This is a genomic window from Paucisalibacillus algeriensis, assembly GCF_000577245.1.
Lineage (GTDB): Bacteria > Bacillota > Bacilli > Bacillales > Amphibacillaceae > Ornithinibacillus.
Genome location: NZ_CBYO010000016.1, coordinates 1 through 20,400 on the forward strand (window position 1 = coordinate 1; position 20,400 = coordinate 20,400).

Annotated in this window: 18 protein-coding genes, 13 tRNA genes, 1 rRNA gene and 1 pseudogene; all 33 read left to right on the forward strand. The window is 37.5% G+C overall.

What is annotated here, in order from left to right; genetic code table 11:
• A 5S ribosomal RNA gene (gene rrf / locus TY11_RS19855) occupies nucleotides 1–93 on the forward strand; the annotation flags it as partial.
• A 123-nt stretch (nucleotides 94–216) separates the two neighbouring features.
• Nucleotides 217–291: transfer RNA gene (locus TY11_RS12235), tRNA-Glu, on the forward strand.
• A gap of 3 nt (nucleotides 292–294) precedes the next feature.
• Nucleotides 295–370, forward strand: a tRNA-Val gene (locus TY11_RS12240).
• A 176-nt stretch (nucleotides 371–546) separates the two neighbouring features.
• Nucleotides 547–619 (forward strand) — tRNA-Thr (locus TY11_RS12245).
• A gap of 13 nt (nucleotides 620–632) precedes the next feature.
• Nucleotides 633–705 (forward strand) — tRNA-Lys (locus tag TY11_RS12250).
• Between the two features lie 49 nt (nucleotides 706–754).
• Nucleotides 755–843: transfer RNA gene (locus tag TY11_RS12255), tRNA-Leu, on the forward strand.
• Between the two features lie 3 nt (nucleotides 844–846).
• A tRNA-Arg gene (locus TY11_RS12260) sits at nucleotides 847–923 on the forward strand.
• Nucleotides 924–929: 6 nt separating this feature from the next.
• Nucleotides 930–1,006 (forward strand) — tRNA-Pro (locus TY11_RS12265).
• An 11-nt stretch (nucleotides 1,007–1,017) separates the two neighbouring features.
• A tRNA-Ala gene (locus TY11_RS12270) sits at nucleotides 1,018–1,090 on the forward strand.
• Between the two features lie 100 nt (nucleotides 1,091–1,190).
• Nucleotides 1,191–1,283 (forward strand) — tRNA-Ser (locus TY11_RS12275).
• Nucleotides 1,284–1,427: 144 nt separating this feature from the next.
• A tRNA-Phe gene (locus TY11_RS12280) sits at nucleotides 1,428–1,503 on the forward strand.
• Nucleotides 1,504–1,675: 172 nt separating this feature from the next.
• Nucleotides 1,676–1,749, forward strand: a tRNA-Gly gene (locus TY11_RS12285).
• Between the two features lie 12 nt (nucleotides 1,750–1,761).
• Nucleotides 1,762–1,835 (forward strand) — tRNA-Ile (locus TY11_RS12290).
• A gap of 64 nt (nucleotides 1,836–1,899) precedes the next feature.
• A tRNA-Arg gene (locus TY11_RS12295) sits at nucleotides 1,900–1,973 on the forward strand.
• An 872-nt stretch (nucleotides 1,974–2,845) separates the two neighbouring features.
• Nucleotides 2,846–3,661: a MurR/RpiR family transcriptional regulator gene (locus TY11_RS12300; protein WP_042146586.1), complete on the forward strand. Its 816-nt coding sequence runs from the start codon at nucleotides 2,846–2,848 to the stop codon at nucleotides 3,659–3,661.
• 192 nt (nucleotides 3,662–3,853) lie between these two features.
• Nucleotides 3,854–4,540, forward strand: a complete 687-nt coding sequence (locus TY11_RS12305; protein WP_197025095.1) for an N-acetylmannosamine-6-phosphate 2-epimerase — start codon at nucleotides 3,854–3,856, stop codon at nucleotides 4,538–4,540.
• Between the two features lie 65 nt (nucleotides 4,541–4,605).
• A complete protein-coding gene (locus tag TY11_RS12310; protein WP_369797410.1) occupies nucleotides 4,606–5,601 on the forward strand; it encodes a Gfo/Idh/MocA family protein in 996 nt (331 codons plus the stop codon).
• A 31-nt stretch (nucleotides 5,602–5,632) separates the two neighbouring features.
• Nucleotides 5,633–7,054, forward strand: coding sequence for a PTS mannitol transporter subunit IIBC (locus TY11_RS12315; RefSeq protein WP_042146592.1), 1,422 nt, complete (start codon nucleotides 5,633–5,635; stop codon nucleotides 7,052–7,054).
• 102 nt (nucleotides 7,055–7,156) lie between these two features.
• Nucleotides 7,157–7,810, forward strand: coding sequence for an HAD family hydrolase (locus TY11_RS12320; RefSeq protein WP_042146593.1), 654 nt, complete (start codon nucleotides 7,157–7,159; stop codon nucleotides 7,808–7,810).
• A gap of 20 nt (nucleotides 7,811–7,830) precedes the next feature.
• Complete coding sequence (locus tag TY11_RS12325; protein WP_042146595.1) at nucleotides 7,831–8,283, forward strand: PTS sugar transporter subunit IIA; 453 nt, start codon at nucleotides 7,831–7,833, stop codon at nucleotides 8,281–8,283.
• A 26-nt stretch (nucleotides 8,284–8,309) separates the two neighbouring features.
• A complete protein-coding gene (locus tag TY11_RS12330; protein WP_042146596.1) occupies nucleotides 8,310–9,185 on the forward strand; it encodes an ROK family protein in 876 nt (291 codons plus the stop codon).
• 358 nt (nucleotides 9,186–9,543) lie between these two features.
• Nucleotides 9,544–10,038, forward strand: a complete 495-nt coding sequence (locus TY11_RS12335) for a PTS sugar transporter subunit IIA (RefSeq protein WP_042146598.1) — start codon at nucleotides 9,544–9,546, stop codon at nucleotides 10,036–10,038.
• Between the two features lie 44 nt (nucleotides 10,039–10,082).
• The gene (locus TY11_RS12340; protein WP_042146600.1) at nucleotides 10,083–10,904 is read left to right on the forward strand and encodes a PRD domain-containing protein; all 822 of its coding nucleotides are present in this window, start codon (nucleotides 10,083–10,085) and stop codon (nucleotides 10,902–10,904) included.
• A gap of 21 nt (nucleotides 10,905–10,925) precedes the next feature.
• Nucleotides 10,926–12,374: an N-acetylglucosamine-specific PTS transporter subunit IIBC gene (gene nagE, locus TY11_RS12345; protein WP_042146601.1), complete on the forward strand. Its 1,449-nt coding sequence runs from the start codon at nucleotides 10,926–10,928 to the stop codon at nucleotides 12,372–12,374.
• Between the two features lie 63 nt (nucleotides 12,375–12,437).
• Nucleotides 12,438–12,602 (forward strand): annotated as a pseudogene (locus TY11_RS20145) (DUF7916 family protein); the annotation flags it as partial.
• Between the two features lie 182 nt (nucleotides 12,603–12,784).
• Entirely contained in the window at nucleotides 12,785–13,819 is a 1,035-nt protein-coding gene (locus TY11_RS12350; RefSeq protein ID WP_042146603.1) for a LacI family DNA-binding transcriptional regulator, read from the forward strand.
• On the forward strand, nucleotides 13,785–14,723 hold the full coding sequence (gene rbsK, locus TY11_RS12355; protein ID WP_042146605.1) for a ribokinase: 939 nt from the start codon (nucleotides 13,785–13,787) through the stop codon (nucleotides 14,721–14,723). The genes TY11_RS12350 and rbsK overlap by 35 nt, the downstream gene beginning before the upstream one ends.
• Nucleotides 14,720–15,700 (forward strand): TRAP transporter substrate-binding protein, encoded by a 981-nt coding sequence (locus TY11_RS12360; RefSeq protein WP_042146606.1) that lies wholly within the window; start codon nucleotides 14,720–14,722, stop codon nucleotides 15,698–15,700. The genes rbsK and TY11_RS12360 overlap by 4 nt, the downstream gene beginning before the upstream one ends.
• Before the next feature lie 44 nt (nucleotides 15,701–15,744).
• A complete protein-coding gene (locus tag TY11_RS12365; RefSeq protein WP_052345819.1) occupies nucleotides 15,745–16,230 on the forward strand; it encodes a TRAP transporter small permease in 486 nt (161 codons plus the stop codon).
• Nucleotides 16,231–16,256: 26 nt separating this feature from the next.
• A complete protein-coding gene (locus TY11_RS12370) occupies nucleotides 16,257–17,531 on the forward strand; it encodes a TRAP transporter large permease (RefSeq protein ID WP_042146607.1) in 1,275 nt (424 codons plus the stop codon).
• Nucleotides 17,532–17,559: 28 nt separating this feature from the next.
• The gene (gene rpiB / locus TY11_RS12375; RefSeq protein ID WP_042146608.1) at nucleotides 17,560–18,012 is read left to right on the forward strand and encodes a ribose 5-phosphate isomerase B; all 453 of its coding nucleotides are present in this window, start codon (nucleotides 17,560–17,562) and stop codon (nucleotides 18,010–18,012) included.
• 167 nt (nucleotides 18,013–18,179) lie between these two features.
• Complete coding sequence (locus TY11_RS19860) at nucleotides 18,180–19,352, forward strand: DUF2628 domain-containing protein (RefSeq protein ID WP_052345820.1); 1,173 nt, start codon at nucleotides 18,180–18,182, stop codon at nucleotides 19,350–19,352.
• A 339-nt stretch (nucleotides 19,353–19,691) separates the two neighbouring features.
• Nucleotides 19,692–20,378, forward strand: a complete 687-nt coding sequence (locus TY11_RS12385; RefSeq protein ID WP_052345821.1) for a copper homeostasis protein CutC — start codon at nucleotides 19,692–19,694, stop codon at nucleotides 20,376–20,378.
• The last annotated feature ends 22 nt before the right edge of the window (nucleotides 20,379–20,400 follow it).

The following is a 20,400-nucleotide window of genomic DNA, read 5'->3' on the forward strand; positions in this document are numbered from 1 at the left end:
CACACCTGTTCCCATACCGAACACAGCAGTTAAGCTTCTCAGCGCCGATGGTAGTTGGGGCATTGCCCCTGTGAGAGTAGGACGTTGCCAGGCAATATAGTATTTCACAGTACCTTAAGGGTAAATAACGGCTGTTCGTTATTCGTAGATTCGAAGTTTTTCTCTTGAATCTACCTGTGAAATTATTTTATTGTGTTTTATTAGTCTAATTTACCTGGCCCGTTGGTCAAGCGGTTAAGACACCGCCCTTTCACGGCGGTAACACGGGTTCGAATCCCGTACGGGTCACCATGTGGAGGATTAGCTCAGCTGGGAGAGCACCTGCCTTACAAGCAGGGGGTCGCAGGTTCGAGCCCTGCATCCTCCACCATTAAATCAAAATGTAAAATATACTATGCCGGCCTAGCTCAATTGGTAGAGCAACGAGCATTCACTTCTACCGAGTAAGCTTCGAGTAACCCCGAAGGATATACTTCCTTGAATATGCTTGTAGATGCAGGGGTCCACACGGCAATAATCATAAACTTAATAAGTGAGTTTTACTATGCCGGCCTAGCTCAATTGGTAGAGCAACTGACTTGTAATCAGTAGGTTGGGGGTTCAAGTCCTCTGGCCGGCATCATTTATTTAATGAGCCATTAGCTCAGTCGGTAGAGCATCTGACTTTTAATCAGAGGGTCGAAGGTTCGAATCCTTCATGGCTCATCATTATGCGGTGGGCGGGTTCGAATCTCGTCTTCCGCTCTATTTTTTTGCCGGGGTGGCGGAACTGGCAGACGCACAGGACTTAAAATCCTGCGGTAGGTGACTACCGTACCGGTTCGATTCCGGTCCTCGGCACCACATGCGCCCGTAGCTCAATTGGATAGAGCGTTTGACTACGGATCAAGAGGTTAGGGGTTCGACTCCTCTCGGGCGCGCCATATTAACGGGAAGTAGCTCAGCTTGGTAGAGCACATGGTTTGGGACCATGGGGTCGCAGGTTCGAATCCTGTCTTCCCGACCATCATAAAAAACGGGGCCTTAGCTCAGCTGGGAGAGCGCCTGCCTTGCACGCAGGAGGTCAGCGGTTCGATCCCGCTAGGCTCCATATTATTTAATTGACTCTTATCTCATAGGCTAGTGCAAGGAAATTATTATGATAGATTACTAGTTAAGCTCCTACATGAGAAAAAGAGGATAATTAATTCGGAGGTATACCCAAGTCTGGCTGAAGGGATCGGTCTTGAAAACCGACAGGCGGGTCAAACCGCGCGGGGGTTCGAATCCCTCTACCTCCTCCATATAAACTCAACTAACTGTTCGCTTAAATTTACAATAAAATGCTTCTCCCCGAAATTCAAACATATATCCTTAGATATATTAGGAAGAGATGCAGATAACAAGGTTAACCATATTGTTGATATTGAATATACATATACTTATGCGGCTCGGTAGCTCAGTCGGTAGAGCAACGGACTGAAAATCCGTGTGTCGGCGGTTCGATTCCGTCCCGAGCCACCATTTATACTGTTCTAATACGGGTGTAGTTTAATGGTAAAACTCCAGCCACGAGCGACTCTTCTACCGAATTAACTACGAGTTGCCCTGAGGAATACACCTCCTCGAATAAACTAGAAGACGCAAGGGCATGATCTTGCGTGAACAAGAATTTAATAACAAATCTATATTAAATGCGGGTGTAGTTTAATGGTAAAACTCCAGCCTTCCAAGCTGATGTCGAGGGTTCGATTCCCTTCACCCGCTCCAAATTATTCATTTGGGCCTGTAGCTCAGCTGGTTAGAGCGCACGCCTGATAAGCGTGAGGTCGGTGGTTCGAGTCCACTCAGGCCCATTACTTTAGATAGATTACTTACATCATACAAATTCCATACAATTGTATGTTGATATATTTTTTTGCGCCCTTAGCTCAGCAGGATAGAGCAACAGCCTTCTAAGCTGTGGGTCAGAGGTTCGAATCCTCTAGGGCGCGTTGACTTATTTAGTAGTACTATAAATACTGGGAACTTCGCCTAGTTAGGAGAGAGTCTGTCTACTTTTTATAAATTGGACTTTCCTTACTGTCCCATCAATAAAGATTAAAGTTAGGTAACACCTAATTTTAATCTTTTTTTATTTGTATAGATTTTCCTGCTGGATGCTAAATTCCCCTATAGCAGATCCATGTAACCAGCCAGTCTGTTATAGAGGGCGTTTTTCAATTAATTTATATTTTGAAGTATATCCCCACAATATCTTACAATGCAATACTGTTAAATTAATACTCAATCATGCTTCGTTTTGAGGCATTTAAAGAAAGAAGAAGACATAAATCTACAAGAGAACCTATTAACCTCTTATACGAACTTTATTAAATGAAGCAGGATTAGTAGATATAATATATACCGATATGCAATATGTCTGGATTAATGAAAAGGTGGAAATTCGATGTGATGTGAAGGAAGCCCTGAATGGAAACTGAGTGGTCTCTGTTCGCCAATTATTTGGGATATGCCTGTTGATTGGGGGAGGAAGAGGTGTGGTAATTCTTTGGCAATGCAATTTTATCCTATACAAATTCAAAGATTAACTATTCTGGATGGATTCGAAATAACTTTTAAAAACATAATAAGTTTGTAAGACTGTTGAAACGATTGTGCTTTTTAGCCATCTTTTTAACAGTCTTTTTGGTTTCTCTAAATAGTATTTCGCGTTCCAGGTAAATCTTCCAAACTAGTTTCTTGAAAAATGGAGTATAACTCCAAAAGTATTACAGTTTTTCAGAAATTGTGATACCATAAGCACACAAATACAAAAAGAGCTTTAGATGAATATTCAACATTCTAAGAGATTGGAGAAATTTTTATGAAATATTTAAACCTTATCAATTCATGCTATTCCGATTTAACCAAGTCAGAAAAGAAGATAGCTGACTATATTAAAGAAGTAGGAAAAGAAATCATTTATCAATCTATTCAGGAGGTAACTCAAACTGTAAAGGTTGGTGATGCAACGGTCATACGTTTTTGTAAGAAAATTGGATTTGATGGTTTTCAGGATCTGAAACTGCAAATTGCAATGGAAGATTTAACGGAACAAAATCCTTCATTTGACTCCTACATTGATAGAATTCAAAGTAATTTCAATCAAGCAATAAATAATACGATTTCTTTGATTGATGAAAAAGTATTAAATAGGGCAATTGAAGTCTTAGAGAAAGCAGAAAGAATTTTTATTTTTGGTGTAGGGGCAAGTGGGTTAGCTGCACAGGAAGCACAAGCGAGTTTTCTTAGAATTGGAAGAACGGTAAAAGCTGTCATCGATGCCCGTTTTCAATCTATGGAGGCTGCAACTCTAACAGATAATGACGTTGTAATTGTACTTAGCCTGTCGGGAAGAACAAGGGATGTCTATGAATCTATTTCAATAGCAAAAAATAATAATGCAATCGTAATTGCTATTACTAATTTTATCTTATCTCCTATTGCGCAACTTTCTGACCTGGTACTAAGTACTGCAATGAAGGAATCACTGATTGATGGTGGATCTCTTTCTGCAAAGATATCACAATTACTTGTTATCGATATATTAACTACTGGATATGCCTTGAAAAATAAGGAACAATCCAATGCATTCAAACAAGAAATCGCTAAGTCTATCTTAAATAAGATTATGGAGTAGTTTTCTGATTCTTTTAGACTATGAAAATAGTTTCCACTTTTTATTGAATTATTGAAAAAGGGTGCTATAATATGTTTATGGAATAAAACTCCAAAAAATAAAGAAATTTATGGTGTATTTATTCAAAAAAAGGAGGATTATCTAAAATACTAATTGTAAACGATTGCAAATGGCAAGGGAGGCGAATAGATGATATTGGATCAAGTGAAGGGTGGCATAATCGTATCTTGTCAAGCTTTAGAAGATGAGCCATTACATAGCCCGCTTATAATGGGGAGAATGGCAAAAGCGGCAACTGAAGGTGGAGCAGTAGGAATTCGGGCAAATAGTGCAGCAGATATTTCAGAAATTAAGAAGAATACGAATTTGCCTGTAATAGGAATTGTTAAAAGAGATTATAAAGATTCACCAATTTATATTACACCAACGATGCGTGAGATTGAAGAGTTGGCAACTTCTGATTGTAGCATGATTGCTTTAGATGCAACCAAAAGAAAGCGTCCTCATCATGAGTCACTAGAGGAATTTGTTAAACAGATTAAAAAGATGGTTCCAAATATATATTTAATGGCTGATGTGGCAACTCTGGAAGAAGCAAGACAAGCTCAATCACTAGGGTTTGATTGCGTATCAACAACATTAATTGGTTATACCGAAGAATCAAAAGGTATGAACATTGCTCAGGATGATTTCTTGTTATTAAGAGAAATGTTAGATGCTTTAGATGTACCGGTAATAGCTGAAGGTAATGTCGATACTCCAGAAAAAGCGAAAAGATGTTTAGAATTAGGTGCATATGCTGTTGTAGTTGGAAGTGCTATTACAAGGCCGCAACTAATTACAAAGAGGTTTACAGATTATATAAAGGAAGCAAATTAACATTCATTTAAGTAATACGATGACACTTATTAACACAAAAAATTAACAAGTAAAGGATGATATTCGTGAGTATAAGAGTTGGCGTTATCGGAATGGGGCAAATGGGTACTTATCATGCAGAAATCTATCAAAAGTTACCATTAGTAGAATTAGTAGCAGTTTGTGAATTTAATGATGAAAGAAGAAAAGAAGTAGAGCAACAGTTTGGTGTTAAGGCTTATAAAGATTATAAAGAAATGCTAGCTAATCCTGAAATTGATGCAGTAAGTATTGTACTACCTGATAATATCCATAGAGAAGCGGTTGAAGTTGCTGTTGCATATAACAAACATATTTTACTAGAAAAACCATTAGCTAAAACCTTAGAAGATGGACAGGCTTTATATGAAATTACGAAGGACTATGACAAAGTGTTTACAACTGGATTCTTACTAAGATTTGATCCAAGGTTTAATATGGTTAAACAAGCACTTGATGAAGGCGAATTAGGTGAAATCATCCATCTATACTGTAGAAGAAATAGCCCTATTACAGGACCGAAAAGATATATCGGTAGTTCGGACTTAAGTATGCACGTTATGATTCATGATATTGATTATATCAATTGGTACATGGGGTGCGAACCTGTGAAAGTATTTGCAAAAGGTAGAAGTGTACTATTAAAAGAGCACGGAATGCAAGATGTTATTTATGCAATCGTAACGTATGAAAATGGTGCAATCGCGTGTTTAGAAGCATGTTGGGTTCTACCAGAAAATTCACCAACAAGCATTGATGATAAGTTAGAACTAGTTGGTACAAAAGGCGTCGCTTATGTGGATTCAAGTGATAATGGTGTTCGTTTTGTAACAGATAAACGAATCCAATACCCTGATTCAAGACATTGGTATTATACAAATGGACAAGTAGCTGGGGACTTAGCAGAAGAGTTAATGGCGTTTGTAAATAACATCATCCATAATACAAAGTCAATCATCACTCCGAAGGAATCTCTTGATTCTTTACGAGTTGTAGATGCAATTGAACGCTCACTTGCAGAAGATAAAGAAGTCGAATTGTAAATTTGAAAGATAAAAACGAGGGGGAAGAAATATGTCGTTTCGATCGAAGGCTCAAACATTCGGTAGTAAATTAAGTAATATGGTCTTACCAAACTTAGGGGCTTTTATGGCATGGGGAATTCTTACAGCTCTTGGTATCGCTTTAGGTAATGAATTATTACAGAGCTTTATTGGACCAATGCTAAACTATCTTTTAACATTACTTATTGCTGTTGCTGGTGGTAAGATGGTTTATGGGTACAGAGGTTCTGTAATCGCAGCAGTTGCGACGATGGGATTAATTATTGGCAGTGAGATTACTATGTTTATAGGTGCAATGGTTATGGGTCCATTGTCTGCGTGGATTTTGAAAAAATTTGATTCATTAATTGAAAATAGAATTCCAACAGGCTTTGAACTACTCATTAACAACTTGTCTTCGGGTATTATTGGGGCGGGGTTAGCAATTATAAGTAATGTAGCTGTGGCACCTATTATTGTTTCGTTAACTAAGGTTTTAGCCGCAGGTGTTGATTTCTTAATGGAATATAGCTTATTACCATTAACCGCAATATTCATTGAGCCTGCAAAGATTTTATTCCTTAATAATGCAATTGGTCAAGGTGTGTTAACTCCTCTAGGTATTACACAAGTATCTGATTTTGGTAAATCAATTCTATTTCTACTAGAGTCTAACCCTGGACCAGGATTAGGTATTTTACTAGCTTATATGTTCTTTGGAAGAGGGAATACAAAAGGTACTGCGTATGGGGCAAGTGTTATCCATTTCTTTGGTGGAATTCACGAGATTTACTTCCCATTCGTATTAATGAAACCGGTATTAATCTTCCCTTTAATCTTAGGCGGAATGACTGGTTCATTTGTATTTACCCTATTTGATGTTGGTTTAGTAGGTGTTGCCTCACCAGGAAGTATTATTGCTATTTCCATCATGGCTTCGATGGGTGATCATGTAGGTATATATGCCGGTATTATAGCAGCATGTATTGTTACATTTGTTACCTCTATTCCGTTTGTTAGAAAAACGGATGATAATGAAGAACAACTAAAGAGTGCTGCAACTCAAATGGAACAATTAAAAGGTAAAAAGAGCCGTATTTCTTCTGTATTCGATTCAGAAGAAAATACTGCTAAAGAATTTGACTTTGCGTCTGTAAAGAAGATTGCTTATGCTTGTGATGCAGGATTAGGGTCAAGTGCCATGGGTGCGTCTATCTTACAAAAGAAGATTATTAAAGCTGGATTAGAAGATATTAATGTGTTCCACCTATCTGTAAGTGATTTACCTACAGAGTGTGATGTAGTTGTCACTCACCAATCACTAATGGACCGTGTAAAAGAATTACAACCGAATGTTTACCATATTGATATTGTGGACTATTTGAATGCACCACAGTATGATGAATTGGTTAATAAACTAAAAGATTCACAACAAGAATCAAAAACGTTATAAGTGTAACCATTTATTAATAATGATAAAAATGGCGAAGTGTAAATGGAGCATTGCTCTGAACTTCGCCGTATCTTTTAGTTATGGTCTGAAAGGAGAAATGAAATGCTAAAGGCAGTAATAATGGACTTTGATGGTGTTGTAATTGATTCAGAAGCAATTTGGCATGACCTATATGTAGAGTGGTTTAAAACGAATCATAACTATAATTTAACAGTAGAAGAATTCCTTTTATGTGTTGGGTCCAACTATGAAAGTTTATTTAGTAAATTAGAAGAGAAGATGGACATTTCAATAGATAGAGAAAAATTTTTAGAAGACACCATGGAATTATTTATCGAAAAAAGCGATAACTTACCAGCCAAAGAAGGCGTTGTTGATTTTATAAAATCTGTTAAAGAAAAAGGTTTAGGTTTATCATTAGCTACGTCTTCTGTTAGAGCAAAACCGGTGAAACACTTAACTAGATTAGGATTAATTGATTACTTTGACTATTTAGTAACAGCTGACGATGTAGAAAGAATCAAGCCTTTTCCAGACCTTTACCTTAAGGCCATTGATAATTTAAAAGTAGATAAGGAAGAAGCGGTCGTTATAGAGGATTCACAAAATGGTTTAATTGCAGCAAATCGTGCTGGAGTAAAAACGATTATAGTCCCAAATGAAGAGACAAAATATAGTAATTTTGAAAGTTATTATAAGAAGGTAGTATCCTTAAGAGAAGTTCAAATCTCCAACCTCATTTCTGAATTTAATTAATTGATCAAGGAGTGTATACCATGCTAAAAGAAATGATAACTGCAAAAGATATAGAAATTGGGCTTCAAGCAACTGATTGGGAAGATGCTATTAGAAAATCTTCCAGAAGATTATTAGAAAAAGGCGCCATTGAGCAAGAATACATAGACTCGATGGTTAATGTTTTAAAGGAAAACGGCCCTTATATTGTATTAGGAAACCATATTGCTTTGGCACACACCAGACCAGAATATGGTGCAAATGAAATAGGGTTAAGTTTTACTACTCTTAATCCTCCTGTAGAATTTGGGTCGGAAAATTTTGACCCTATTAAGTTGATTATCACATTTTCCGCAACTGATTCGAATTCCCATCTATCCTTAATATCCGAATTAGCAGGTATTTTAGGCGATGATGAAGTAATGAGAAACCTTTTTGAATCTACCACAAGTGAAGAATTTTATAATCACTTAGTAAGTGCTCTAGATGAGTAAAACTTGCTAAAGTTTTGGGGTGTCTTATGAAAGTATTTGCGGCTGATATCGGAGGTACAAATATTAAATTTGGTATTTCAGATGAGATGGGCAATTTTGAAGAGTTTCACGAAACAGATTCGGAAAGTGACAAAGGTGGTCCCTTTATACTAAAGAAACTAGAAACTATTATCTCAGAATACCCAAATATTGATGTAATATGTATTAGTACTGCTGGCCAGGTGGATTCAGAAGAAGGATATATTATTTATGCAAATGATAATATCCCTAATTACACAGGTACTAAGATTAAACAAAAACTAGAGGAAAGATTCCAAGTTCCTGTCATGGTTGAGAATGATGTTAATGCCGCTACTCTAGGGGAACATTATTTTGGAGCTGGTAAGAAATATTCTAACTTAATCTTTCTAACATACGGTACCGGCATTGGTGGTGGTATTGTTATCAACTCAGGTTTGTATAAAGGTTTAAATGGGGTGGCAGGTGAATTTGGCCATATGGTAACGCACCCTGGAGGTCGGTCTTGTAATTGTGGGCATGCAGGTTGTTACGAACGATATGCGTCAACCACAGCCTTAGTTAAGGAAGCAATTAAAGTTAATTCAGAATATAAAAATGGAAGAATACTATTTGAAAAGATGGCTCATGACATAGAATTACAGCGAGTATTTGATAATTGGACAGAAGAAGTAGCGATAGGAATCTCTAATCTTATCCATATCTTCAACCCAGCAGCGGTTATTGTTGGGGGAGGGATAATGGAGCAGAATTTATCTGTGATTAAGGTCTCTGAAAAAGTTCAGGATTATATAATGGACAGCTTTTCGGATGTTAAAATTTTGAAATCAAGCTTGGGAAATAAAGCAGGGTTGTATGGTGCTGTTTCCTTGCAAATGAAGTAGTGTGAGTACTTGTTTAGAGTGTGTCTGTATTAGTTTATTATTTAAAATATGCTACAGATTAGGGTTCTGTGGCATATTTTGCGGTGCGACTCGTGTTACCAAGCACCGACTGACATCGCTTACAAAACCCTATTGAATTCCCTAAAATACTATGATATTATAATAGCAACAATAAATATTGATCACATGTGACTGATACGATCAGGCATGAGGTAACAGAAGAATAGTTTTGACTATTCTTAGTTCCTCATGCTTTTTTTGATTTTATTGTTTTAAAAGTAAAGTGCAGGAAACTGGGAAAGACTACTAACTAAATAATAAAAACAACTTTGTTAGATTACATAAGGAGGAATTAGATATGTTTAAAAAGCTTTTTAATAAATCAAAGGAATCAAATGAAGTTCAAGTATATGCCCCTATTACCGGCAAGTTGGTATCTATTGAGGAGGTACCAGATCCTGTTTTTAGTCAGAAAATGATGGGAGAAGGGGCTGCGATTATTCCTACAGATGGGAAGATTGTTGCGCCAGTAAATGGTGAGGTTATTCAAGTAGCGCCAACGAAGCATGCCATTGGTATTAAGGCTGAAGACGGTTCTGAAATTTTACTTCATATTGGTTTAGAAACCGTTGCATTAAAAGGAGAAGGATTCACGGTCCATGTTAGCCAAGGGGATAACGTCAAGGTTGGCGATCATTTGATGGATGTGGACCTGAACTTTATTAAAGAGAACGCGAAAGATATCATCTCCCCGATTGTGTTTACCGATAGTAGTAATTCAGGAAAAAATTACCATAAGGGACAAGTAGCGGATTGTAAAGCAGGGGAAACGGTTATTTTTAACGTGGAATAAAATTCTTTGGTTACCCTAAAATGAAAAAGATAGGGGGGTGGAACATGAAGATTAAAAAGGTGCTAAATAATAATGCAGTGATTGTTACTGATCAAGGTCAAGAAAAGATTGCAATTGGTGCAGGAGTTGCCTTTCAAAAGGGAAAAAATGATCATGTGAACGTGAATAAAGTGGAGAAACTATTTACGCTTACGGAAAATGATAAACTTCAGCATCTGTTGGAAAGAATCCCGGAGGAGCATTTTATTTTGGCGGAAGAAGTTATTGCTTATGCGGAGAAACAGCTTGGTACACAGCTAAATGATCATATTTATCTTGCTTTGAGTGATCATATCTCCTATGCCATTCAACGTTTGCAAGAAGGGATTGAAGTAAAAAATAAACTACTCCAGGAAATTAAAGTTCTCTATCCTCCCGAATTCTCCATAGGGTTATGGGCTGTCCATTATATTAAGGAAAAAATTGCAGTAACATTGCCAATTGATGAAGCAGCGTTTATCGCACTTCATATTCATACAATGAAAATTCAAGGAGGTGATTTGCGCACAACAGTCCGGCAAACATCTATTTTAAAAGATATGGTCGAAACGATTCAGGACTATTTAAATATTACCATTAATGAAGACCATTTGTCTTATGAACGATTGATTACCCACCTTCGTTTTGCTTTAACAAGGGCAGAGCAAGAGAACACGGGTACTTTGGATGAGGAAATGTTTTTAATGATAAAAAAGAAATTTCATGATTCCTACCAATGTGCTGTGAAAGTGAGTAAAGAGTTGGCGGATGTGCATGATATTCAATTACCTGAGGAAGAACTAGGATATATCGCACTTCATATTGAACGCATCAAAAAAATGCATTAATACGCTAGGAGGAAAAGCAATATGATGAAATATTTACAAAGACTAGGTCGCTCATTAATGTTACCGGTTGCAGTGTTGCCTGCTGCTGCGATATTAATGGGTATAGGGTACTGGATTGACCCAGATGGTTGGGGAGCTGGGAATCCAATTGCAGCATTTTTAATTAAAGCAGGTGACTCGATCATCGCTAATATACCGATCCTTTTTGCGGTTGGTGTAGCTTTGGGAATGTCAAAGACAAAAGATGGAGCAGCAGCATTAAGTGGACTAGTAGGTTATTTAGTGACAATAACGTTACTGGCACCGGATTCTGTTGCCATGCTACAAGGAATTGAGGAAAGTGCAGTAGATGCAGCATTTAGTAATATTGAAAATGCATTTGTAGGTATTATATCTGGTTTAGTTGCTGCTCACATGTTCAACCGCTTTAGTGAAGTTCAACTACCAGATGCACTAGCTTTCTTTAGTGGAAAGCGCTTAGTGCCAATTATGACATCTGCAGCGATGCTTGTTGCATCCGCAATTTTATTCTTTGTATGGCCTGTTGTATATGGTTGGTTAGTTTCCTTTGCAGAGGCAATTGTCGGCCTGGGTGCTGGTGGAGCCGGTTTATATGGATTCTTTAACCGTTTACTAATACCTACTGGACTACACCATGCATTAAACTCTGTATTCTGGTTTGATGTTGCAGGCATTAATGATATCGGTAATTTCTGGTCAGGTAATGGGGAGAAAGGTGTAACTGGTATGTATCAAGCTGGTTTCTTCCCAATTATGATGTTTGGATTACCTGCTGCAGCACTTGCCATGTACCATACGGCAAAAACAAAACGTAAAAAGCAGGCTGCATCATTATTATTAGCAGCTGGGGTTGCCGCTTTCTTTACAGGGGTTACAGAACCACTCGAATTCTCATTCATGTTCCTAGCTCCAGCACTTTATGTAGTACACGCAGCATTGACTGGTATTTCACTATTTATTGCTGCAACATTCCAATGGACGGCAGGATTTGGTTTCAGTGCAGGTTTTGTTGACTTCTTCCTAAGTTCTCGTTTACCACTTGCAAATGAGCCTTACATGCTTTTAGTGCAAGGTTTAGTATTTGCAGTAATTTATTACTTCTTATTCCGCTTCTTGATTACGAAGTTCAACTTAAAAACGCCTGGTCGTGAAGATGATGAACTGATTGAAGAAGAAGGTACGGAAGAAGAAAGCAACAAACAGAAGAGATTTGCTAATATGGCTGCTGAGATTTACGAAGGTCTTGGTGGAGATGAAAACGTAACTTCTCTTGATAACTGTACGACTCGTCTTCGTTTAGAAGTTCGCGATACGGACAAAGTAAATCAAGCGAAGATTAAAGCTACTGGTGTACCAGGTATCAATGTCATTGATAAGAATAATATTCAAGTAGTTGTTGGTACGAATGTACAATTCGTAGCCGATGAGATGGCTAAGTTAAGAAAATAAGTGGGGAGCATGGGGACTGTAATTTCCCATGCTTCTTTTCATTTGATGAAGGAGAATTTATTCATGAAACGTATATTAGATTGTACGGCATCTGATTTTCAACAGATGAATGGACAAGATTTAAAACAATCAATTCGGGCAAGCGAAGGTAGAGTAATGCTATCCGAGACGATAGCTTCCGTTGCACCATTATATCCAAGCGTCACCAATGCAGAGCTCGCATCGGCATAATGACTAAATCCGACGTGAATTCCAGACCCCTTGCATGATTAAAACTTTTTTGAAAATTTTATATTGACAAATTTAATAATACCAAATAGAATTGTAAACAGGATTGTGAAACCGGTTACAGAAAGGGGAGTTTTTTTTAATGGAAATGTGGTACCGGTTACATGTTAAGGGGAAATCATATGACAACGATTAGAGAAGTGGCGAAGAAGGCAGGGGTTTCAGTGGCAACTGTCTCTCGCGTAATAAATCAGAATGGATATGTAAAAGATAGCACTTTTGAAAAAGTGCAGGAAGCAATAAAAGAGTTAAACTATAGACCTAGTGCTATAGCAGTTAGTTTAAATAATAAGAAGACGAAAACAATAGGTCTTATCTTGCCAGATATTACAAATCCTTTTTTCCCAGAGCTAGCAAAAGCGGTGGAGGAAGTTGCGAATAATTATGGCTACACGATGATTTTATGTAATTCTTCCGGCACAGTGAAAAATGAGATTGATCAGATTGAATTGTTACAAAGTAAGTATGTAGATGGGATCATTTTAGCTTCAGATTCATTTGTAGAAAAGGATTATAAGGATGTAAATCTTCCTATGGTATTACTGGATCGGGGTGCAAATCCTAAGAATTCAAGTATACGAGTTAATAATTTCTATGGTGGGGTACTCGCTACAGAGCATTTACTTGAGCAAGGATGTATAAAAATTGCGCATCTTGCAGGGCCAAAGCATGTGTTTACTGGCCAACAGCGTTTGGAAGGTTACAGATCTGTCGTAGAAAGTATGAAATGGTTTGATGAGAAACTAGTAGCTTATGCAAATTATCAGTTGGATGATGCAATAACAGCTACAAAGGAGTTACTGAATAAAAACAAAGGCATAGATGGTATCTTTGCTGGAAACGACTTAATGGCAATTGGTTGTATCAAGGCTATTCATTCCTTTGGATTAAGTGTTCCAGAAGATATTGCTGTCATTGGTTTTGATGGAATTTCATTAACCAATATGATTATTCCAGAGCTAAGTACCATAAAACAACCAATATATGAAATGGGTAAAGAAGCAACCAATCAAATTATTAAAGAAATTGAAGGCAATCATAAAGAGAGTAGAGATATAGAATTTGATGTGACATTGATTCAACGAGAATCAACAAATAGAAAAAGGAGACCAGGACTAGAAGATGGTGCAACGTTCAAAGATAACGGTAATCGGTAGTGCGAATATTGATTTAGTTACAGAAACCAACCGATATCCAAAACTTGGTGAGACATTATTAGGTAATAAATTTCATCAGTTTCCTGGTGGAAAAGGTGCAAATCAAGCAGTAGCTGCATCTAGGTTAGGTGCAGAAGTAACGTTTATTGGGTGTGTGGGTCAAGATGATTATGGAAAACAAGTCATCGATAACCTAACCAATGAAAGTGTTAATGTAAACCATGTAATTGTTAATTCAAGTGTCGAAACTGGTATTGCCAATATTACTGTCGCTGAGGATGACAATGCAATCATCGTTGTTCCAGGTGCAAACTCAATGCTAGCACCAGAACACATAAAGTCTTTAGAGGAAATAATACATACATCGGATGTTGTGGTTTTGCAATTGGAGATTCCTATTGAAACAGTGGAAGCAGCAGTAAACATTGCTTATCAGAAAAAAATACCAGTTATATTAAATCCTGCTCCAGCAGCAAAATTATCAGAAGACCTACTAAATAAGATTACTTACATTACACCAAATGAATCAGAGATTGCTTTTCTAACATCTGAATCGGAGGAAGCTAGTATTGAATCACTGTTTGCGAATATGTATAACCATGGATCTAATTATGTCATTATGACATGCGGGGAACGTGGCGTGTTTTATGGTAATCCAACTAATAATCTACAACATGTAAAAGCTTGTCTAGTTGAAACAATTGATACGACCGGAGCTGGTGATACCTTTAATGCTGCTTTTGCTGTATCGATTGCAACTGGTAAATCAATTGCGGATGCGATTGATTATGCTAATTCAGCAGCGGCTTTATCAGTAACGAAATTAGGAGCACAGACCGGAATGCCTACATGTAAAGAGGTAGACATATTCATTTCTAATAAAGAAAAGGGGAAATTACAATGAAAAAAAAGTTGTTATTACTAGTTAGTTTTATTACTTTAATAGGTTTACTTGCAGCCTGTGGATCAGAATCTTCAGGTGATGACGTGGTTGAAATTAAGTACTCTTTAGACCAGCCTGCTAGTCATATTTGGGTAGAAGCAACAAATAAATTTGCTGAGTTAGTTGAAGAAAAGACGGACGGTAGTGTTGTTGTTGAGGTACATGATTCAGCTTCATTAGGAACGCAAAGAGAAGCATTAGAAGGTATGAAAAACGGTACAATGGGCGGGACTGTAAGTTTAGAACCAGTATCTGCTTGGGTTGAAGAGATTGGTATTTTTGGAATTCCTTATCTATTTGAAAACCAAGATCATTTAAGTGAGTTCTTAGCAAGTGACCATGGGGAAGAGCTTGATCAACTTATGATTGAAGAAGGTTTCCGACCACTTACTTATTTCATGCGAGCTCCAAGACAGATTTCTAGTAATGAGAAAATTGAATCAGTAGAGGATTTAGAAGGAATGAATATTCGTGTGCCAGAGTCTCCAACTGCACCTCCGGCTTTCGAAGCGATGGGGGCAAGAGTTGTGACGTTACCGATTTCAGAAGTCTATTCTGCATTACAACAAAAGGTTATTGATGCACAAGAGAATCCATTAACACAAATCTATTCTGATAAATTCTATGAAGTACAAGACTATATCACACTTTCTAATCACCAGTTCCAAGCTGCATATCTACTAGTGAGTGAGGACATCTATAGTAAGCTAACGGACGAACAAAAAGAAGCAATCGAAGAAGCTGCAAAAGAAACACAAGCTTTTGAAAGTGAGCTTCATAAGAAGGAATTAGATGAAGCTATTCAAGGATTAGAAGATGCAGGTGTTGAAATTACAGAAGTTGATACGGTGGAATTTGCTGAAAAGGCTGCTGAAGCATACAAGGGTTATGATGATCTAATGCAAGAATGGATTGAGAAGGTAAACAGTATAAAATAGTGCGAGGGGGGATTGCCCCCTTCACTTAGTAAGGAGGAACTAAGATGAAAGAAAAAATTAACCTCATGAAGTTCCTAGAGGTTCTTGCTTTTATCATCGTAATTGCTTTAGTAGGCATCATGTTTGTTCAAGTTTTTTCAAGACAATTTTTAGATCGAATTCCAGTATGGAGTGGTGAAGAAGTTGCAACGCTACTGTTAATTTGGTTAACCAATGTTGGTGCTGCTATTGCTGCGGGTAATAATACGCATTTAAGTATGGATTACTTTTTTGAAAAATTACCAGAGAAATTTCGTTCCTATATTCAAGTCTTTGTTTATGGCATCATTTGTGTATTTTTAATTTTTATTGCGTATGTAAGTATTGAACTAGCATGGAGCGGTCGATTTGCTTTTTCTGCTAGATTGGATATTTCAATGTTTTGGTATCAAAGTAGTATCTTTGTCGGGATGAGCATTATGTTCTACTATTATATAAAACTATTTGTTCGATCCTTCCTGGAAATTAAGAGTACGAAAAAGACTACATAATCTATTAAAAAAGGAGGGGAATTCAAATGGCGTTAGCTGTCATGATCATTAGTTTTATAGTCCTTCTAATCTTAAGGTTTCCGATTTTTATTGTAATAGGCTTGTCTTCCTTACTGTATATTCTTTTAAACGATATCCCTTCAGTATTGGTTGCTCAACGAATTACAACCCAGTTAACATCTTTTTCGCTGTTAGCTATCCCATTTTATTTGTTGCTAGCCGCAATCTTGAATTCAGGTAGTGCAACCCAACGTCTAATTACTTTTGTTGTTTCCATTGTCGGGTTCATTCGCGGTGGACTTGGCATAGCCAACGTTGGGATTAGTATGCTATTTGCTGGTATTTCAGGGACAGCTGTAGCAGATACTGCTGGATTAGGTAAGACGTTAATTCCAGCTATGAAAAAAGAGGGTTATCCTGGGCCGTATTCAGCCGCTGTGACTGGGGCTTCTTCTGTTGTAGGTCCAATTATTCCTCCAAGTATTAATATTATTATTGCAGGTGTAACGGCAGGTTTATCCGTTTATGAACTTTTCCTAGCGGGAGTAATTCCGGGAATATTAATGGGGATTGCGATGATGGTTACGGCATATATTATAGCGGTTCGTCGTAAATTTCCTAAATCTAGTAGATTTGAGTTGCAAAAGGTTTGGGTAGCATTTAAGAATTGTATTTGGGAACTATTAGTTATTGTATTTGTTCTATTTGGAATTCTGAGTGGTTTATTCACACCAACAGAAGCAGGTGCAATGGGTGTATTTGCTGCGTTAATTTTAGGATTTATTATCAGACGTGATGTAACGTTTAAAGCCTTTTATAAGTCTTGTATTGAAACAGCTACTTTTACTGGAACAGTGTTAGTTGTTGTGGGATTTGCTGCAACTTACGGATGGATTATAGCAAACGAAAGAATTCCGCAGTTGGTTTCTGAGTCTATTCTATTAATCACTGTTGTTCCTATTATTGCACTTTTATTAGTAAATCTAGTGCTGTTTGTTGTAGGAGCAGTAATGGAAACAATTGCTGCAATTGTAATTGTATTACCAACGGTCTTAACTTTAGGGGGAATGTTAGGTATTGACCCTATACAGATGACGATGATTGTAGTTATTAACCTGACACTTGGTCTGTTGACACCACCTATTGGAGTAGTTTTATTTATTGTCACTTCGATAAGCAAGGAAAAAATAGGTGCTGTTATTAAAGAAACTATGCCGTTTTTCATTGCGAATGTAGTGGTGTTATTACTAGTCATTCTAATTCCTAAATTGACGTTATGGTTACCTGAAATACTTAGATAATAAAAGAGCTAAAAAGGAGAGAATTATTATGCGTATTTCTATCGGTTCAGATCACGCCGGTTTTCCATTAAAAAAGCCGATTGTTGATTTTTTAAAGTCTCAAGGACATGAGGTGACGGATTACGGTTCTTATGATCCAGAACCAGTTGATTTTCCAGTAATTACGAAAAAGGTTTGTCAATCGATTCTTGACGAGGAAGCAGAAAGAGGAATTATGGTATGTGGTACTGGTGTTGGTGCTAGTATTGCAGCTAATAAAGTGCCAGGTATAAGGGCATCTGTTTGTCATGACATCTATAGTGCACACCAATGTGTAGAACATGACAATGTAAATGTGATGGCAATTGGGGCGCAAATTGTCGGAGATAAGCTTGCTCTTGATTTAGTGAAAACATTTTTAGCAGCAGAATTTAGTACAGAAGAGGAATTTAGACGTCGAGTTGAAATGCTTAATGAGATGGATGCTCAAAATAGTAAATAGTAGGTAATAGAAATGAAGCTCTGGGTAAGGTGCCCGAGCTTCGTTTTTATTGTCCTCATAATAACCCTTGTCTTTACTATAATGCTTGTATCCTATTTTATGAAACACCATGCTATAATGACAAAGTACTAGTTTAGCAGCAGGAAAATTCACATGGGGGTGTAATTTTGTATTGTATTCATTGTGGGGAGAAACAAAGTGAGGGTGCGAGGTATTGTTTCTCCTGTGGAAAAGAGATATTTATCAGTAGTACATATGAAAGAAATGAGCTTGAGGAAGAATTGCATAAAAATAATGTGAGGGACAAAGCAGTACACAGTACAGTTGAGGTTCCAATGACTGATGATGAGTTATTAGTTCAGTATGTCGGAAAGTACAAAAGGGATTACTATTTGGGAAAATGGTTGAAGGGAGGAATTACTTGGAATTGGGCTGCGTTTTTCCTGACAGTATTCTGGGTCGGTTACAGGAGAATGTACGGCTTTATTATTGGACTTTTTACATTTTATATTTTAATAGATTTAACTGTGCAACTCTTGGCAATTGAAAGTACTGCTATTGATGTGGGAATAGGGGTGGCTTTGTCTTTATTTCTAGGAATGAATGGAAATAATATGTATGAAAATCATGCGAAACGCAAGTTGAAAAAGCTAAAGCGAAAGTATGGAGAAAAAGCAGGCGCTATATTAAAGATTAGCAGTGGCCCAAGCTGGGGTGGGTTTTGGCTTGGTGTTTTAGCATATACGGTTTATGGAGTTATAACGTTCGCCGTTTTTTATATTCCTCCGATTTCTGAACCTGAACCGAAAAGTTTTTATACAACAGTAGAAGAATACGATGAACCTGAAGATGTTGTAGAAGTAAATGAGAGTGGCACTGTAAGTGAGGAAGCCGAAGATGCCAGTTGGGACGATATGGAAGATGAGTATTACCACGAATTAGTAGCTCCATCTGTATTTGATTTCTCTGTATCCAAGGAAGTTGATATTAACTTTGATGGTACTTATGAGGTAGTCACATTAAATGGCGGACCGGTTTTGGATGATCCGTATGTAAACAGTGAGGTGTATATCTCCGTTCGGCTTGGTGATGAGGAGTGGTATGTAAATGCCTCCTCAGGGGACGAGTCAATTCTGAGGTTATATGATATCAATGGAGATGGTTGGCTAGAACTGCTATATGAACATAGTGAGGGTGAAACCCTTATCGATATATTTCAGGTAGGCAGCGGTGATTTGGAATTTGTTCGTGCTTTGCCGGGTAGATTGGTAGAGTTGGATACGAATAGGATTATGACGGATAGTGGTGAGTTTTTGTTTGAGGATTGGTGGTGGGAGTAAATATTGGGCGCGCGATTTCAATCTATAGTCGCGACTTAAAACCTATTTCTCGCGAGAACAAATCACCAAGTCATGCGTTTTCATAGAAAACCCCCGCCACGAAGTAGTTGTGACGATAAGCCCCCTTGTGATATTGCTGTACCTAGCGCAACATTCTTTTAGACTCTTACCACTTTTAAGTTTCCGACGAGAGTATACCCTGAATTACTTATTTAGATGGATGAAGTAATGCAACTTGGGTAAGTTAAATGATAAATCTATTATGAGAACTATTCCTTTGGTTCAGGAAAAAGTTAGGATATAATAAAAGAATTAGTTTGTAAAGAGGTTGATTACATAATGATTGTGGAACTGATTGTACAAGATAAGGAAGAAGCTATTCAAGCAGAACAATTGGGTGCAGGCAGGTTAGAATTAGTATCCGCCATGAAAGAGGGAGGACTTACACCAAGTTATGGAACGATCAAGCAAGTATTGGGGAGTGTGCAAATCCCAGTACAAATTATGGTCCGGCCGCATGGGTATGATTTTTATTATACCGAGGCTGACTTTCAAGTGATTTGCGATGATATTCGGATGATTACGGAACTTGGTGGCGATCGAATTGTTTTTGGAGCACTTCATGAGGATGGTACTGTAAACGAAGAGATGCTAAGTGAAATTATACGACTTTTCCCTAGCATTGATATTACTTTTCACCGTGCATTCGATGAAGTCCAATCTCAGGAAGAGGCGTATCACACATTAAGCCAACACAAGAATGTAAGAAGGATTTTAACATCTGGTGGTGAATCAACTTGTGAAAAAGGCAAGGAACAGTTAGCCAGATTGGTAAAACTTTCTGAGGAGCATCCTGGACCAAGTATTATGCCTGGTTCCGGTTTATCCCCTGATAATATTGCAGGTATTCATCAGGTAGTTGGTGCAAAGCAATATCATTTTGGAAGTGCAGTAAGAACGGCTGGATCGTTTGCTAATGGATTTTCGCAACTTGCTATGGAACGGGTTCAAACGGAATTGAAGTAGGTTGAGGTGCTATCTCTTCCCG

Excerpts from the sequence above, each read along its gene's own strand:
- TY11_RS12300 (WP_042146586.1), top strand. The coding sequence starts at position 2,846 with ATGAAATATTTAAACCTTATCAATTCATGCTATTCCGATTTAACCAAG.
- TY11_RS12315 (WP_042146592.1), top strand. The coding sequence starts at position 5,633 with ATGTCGTTTCGATCGAAGGCTCAAACATTCGGTAGTAAATTAAGTAAT.
- TY11_RS12320 (WP_042146593.1), top strand. The coding sequence starts at position 7,157 with ATGCTAAAGGCAGTAATAATGGACTTTGATGGTGTTGTAATTGATTCA.
- TY11_RS12325 (WP_042146595.1), top strand. The coding sequence starts at position 7,831 with ATGCTAAAAGAAATGATAACTGCAAAAGATATAGAAATTGGGCTTCAA.
- TY11_RS12330 (WP_042146596.1), top strand. The coding sequence starts at position 8,310 with ATGAAAGTATTTGCGGCTGATATCGGAGGTACAAATATTAAATTTGGT.
- TY11_RS12335 (WP_042146598.1), top strand. The coding sequence starts at position 9,544 with ATGTTTAAAAAGCTTTTTAATAAATCAAAGGAATCAAATGAAGTTCAA.
- TY11_RS12340 (WP_042146600.1), top strand. The coding sequence starts at position 10,083 with ATGAAGATTAAAAAGGTGCTAAATAATAATGCAGTGATTGTTACTGAT.
- nagE (WP_042146601.1), top strand. The coding sequence starts at position 10,926 with ATGATGAAATATTTACAAAGACTAGGTCGCTCATTAATGTTACCGGTT.
- TY11_RS12350 (WP_042146603.1), top strand. The coding sequence starts at position 12,785 with ATGACAACGATTAGAGAAGTGGCGAAGAAGGCAGGGGTTTCAGTGGCA.
- rbsK (WP_042146605.1), top strand. The coding sequence starts at position 13,785 with ATGGTGCAACGTTCAAAGATAACGGTAATCGGTAGTGCGAATATTGAT.
- TY11_RS12360 (WP_042146606.1), top strand. The coding sequence starts at position 14,720 with ATGAAAAAAAAGTTGTTATTACTAGTTAGTTTTATTACTTTAATAGGT.
- TY11_RS12365 (WP_052345819.1), top strand. The coding sequence starts at position 15,745 with ATGAAAGAAAAAATTAACCTCATGAAGTTCCTAGAGGTTCTTGCTTTT.
- TY11_RS12370 (WP_042146607.1), top strand. The coding sequence starts at position 16,257 with ATGGCGTTAGCTGTCATGATCATTAGTTTTATAGTCCTTCTAATCTTA.
- rpiB (WP_042146608.1), top strand. The coding sequence starts at position 17,560 with ATGCGTATTTCTATCGGTTCAGATCACGCCGGTTTTCCATTAAAAAAG.
- TY11_RS12385 (WP_052345821.1), top strand. The coding sequence starts at position 19,692 with ATGATTGTGGAACTGATTGTACAAGATAAGGAAGAAGCTATTCAAGCA.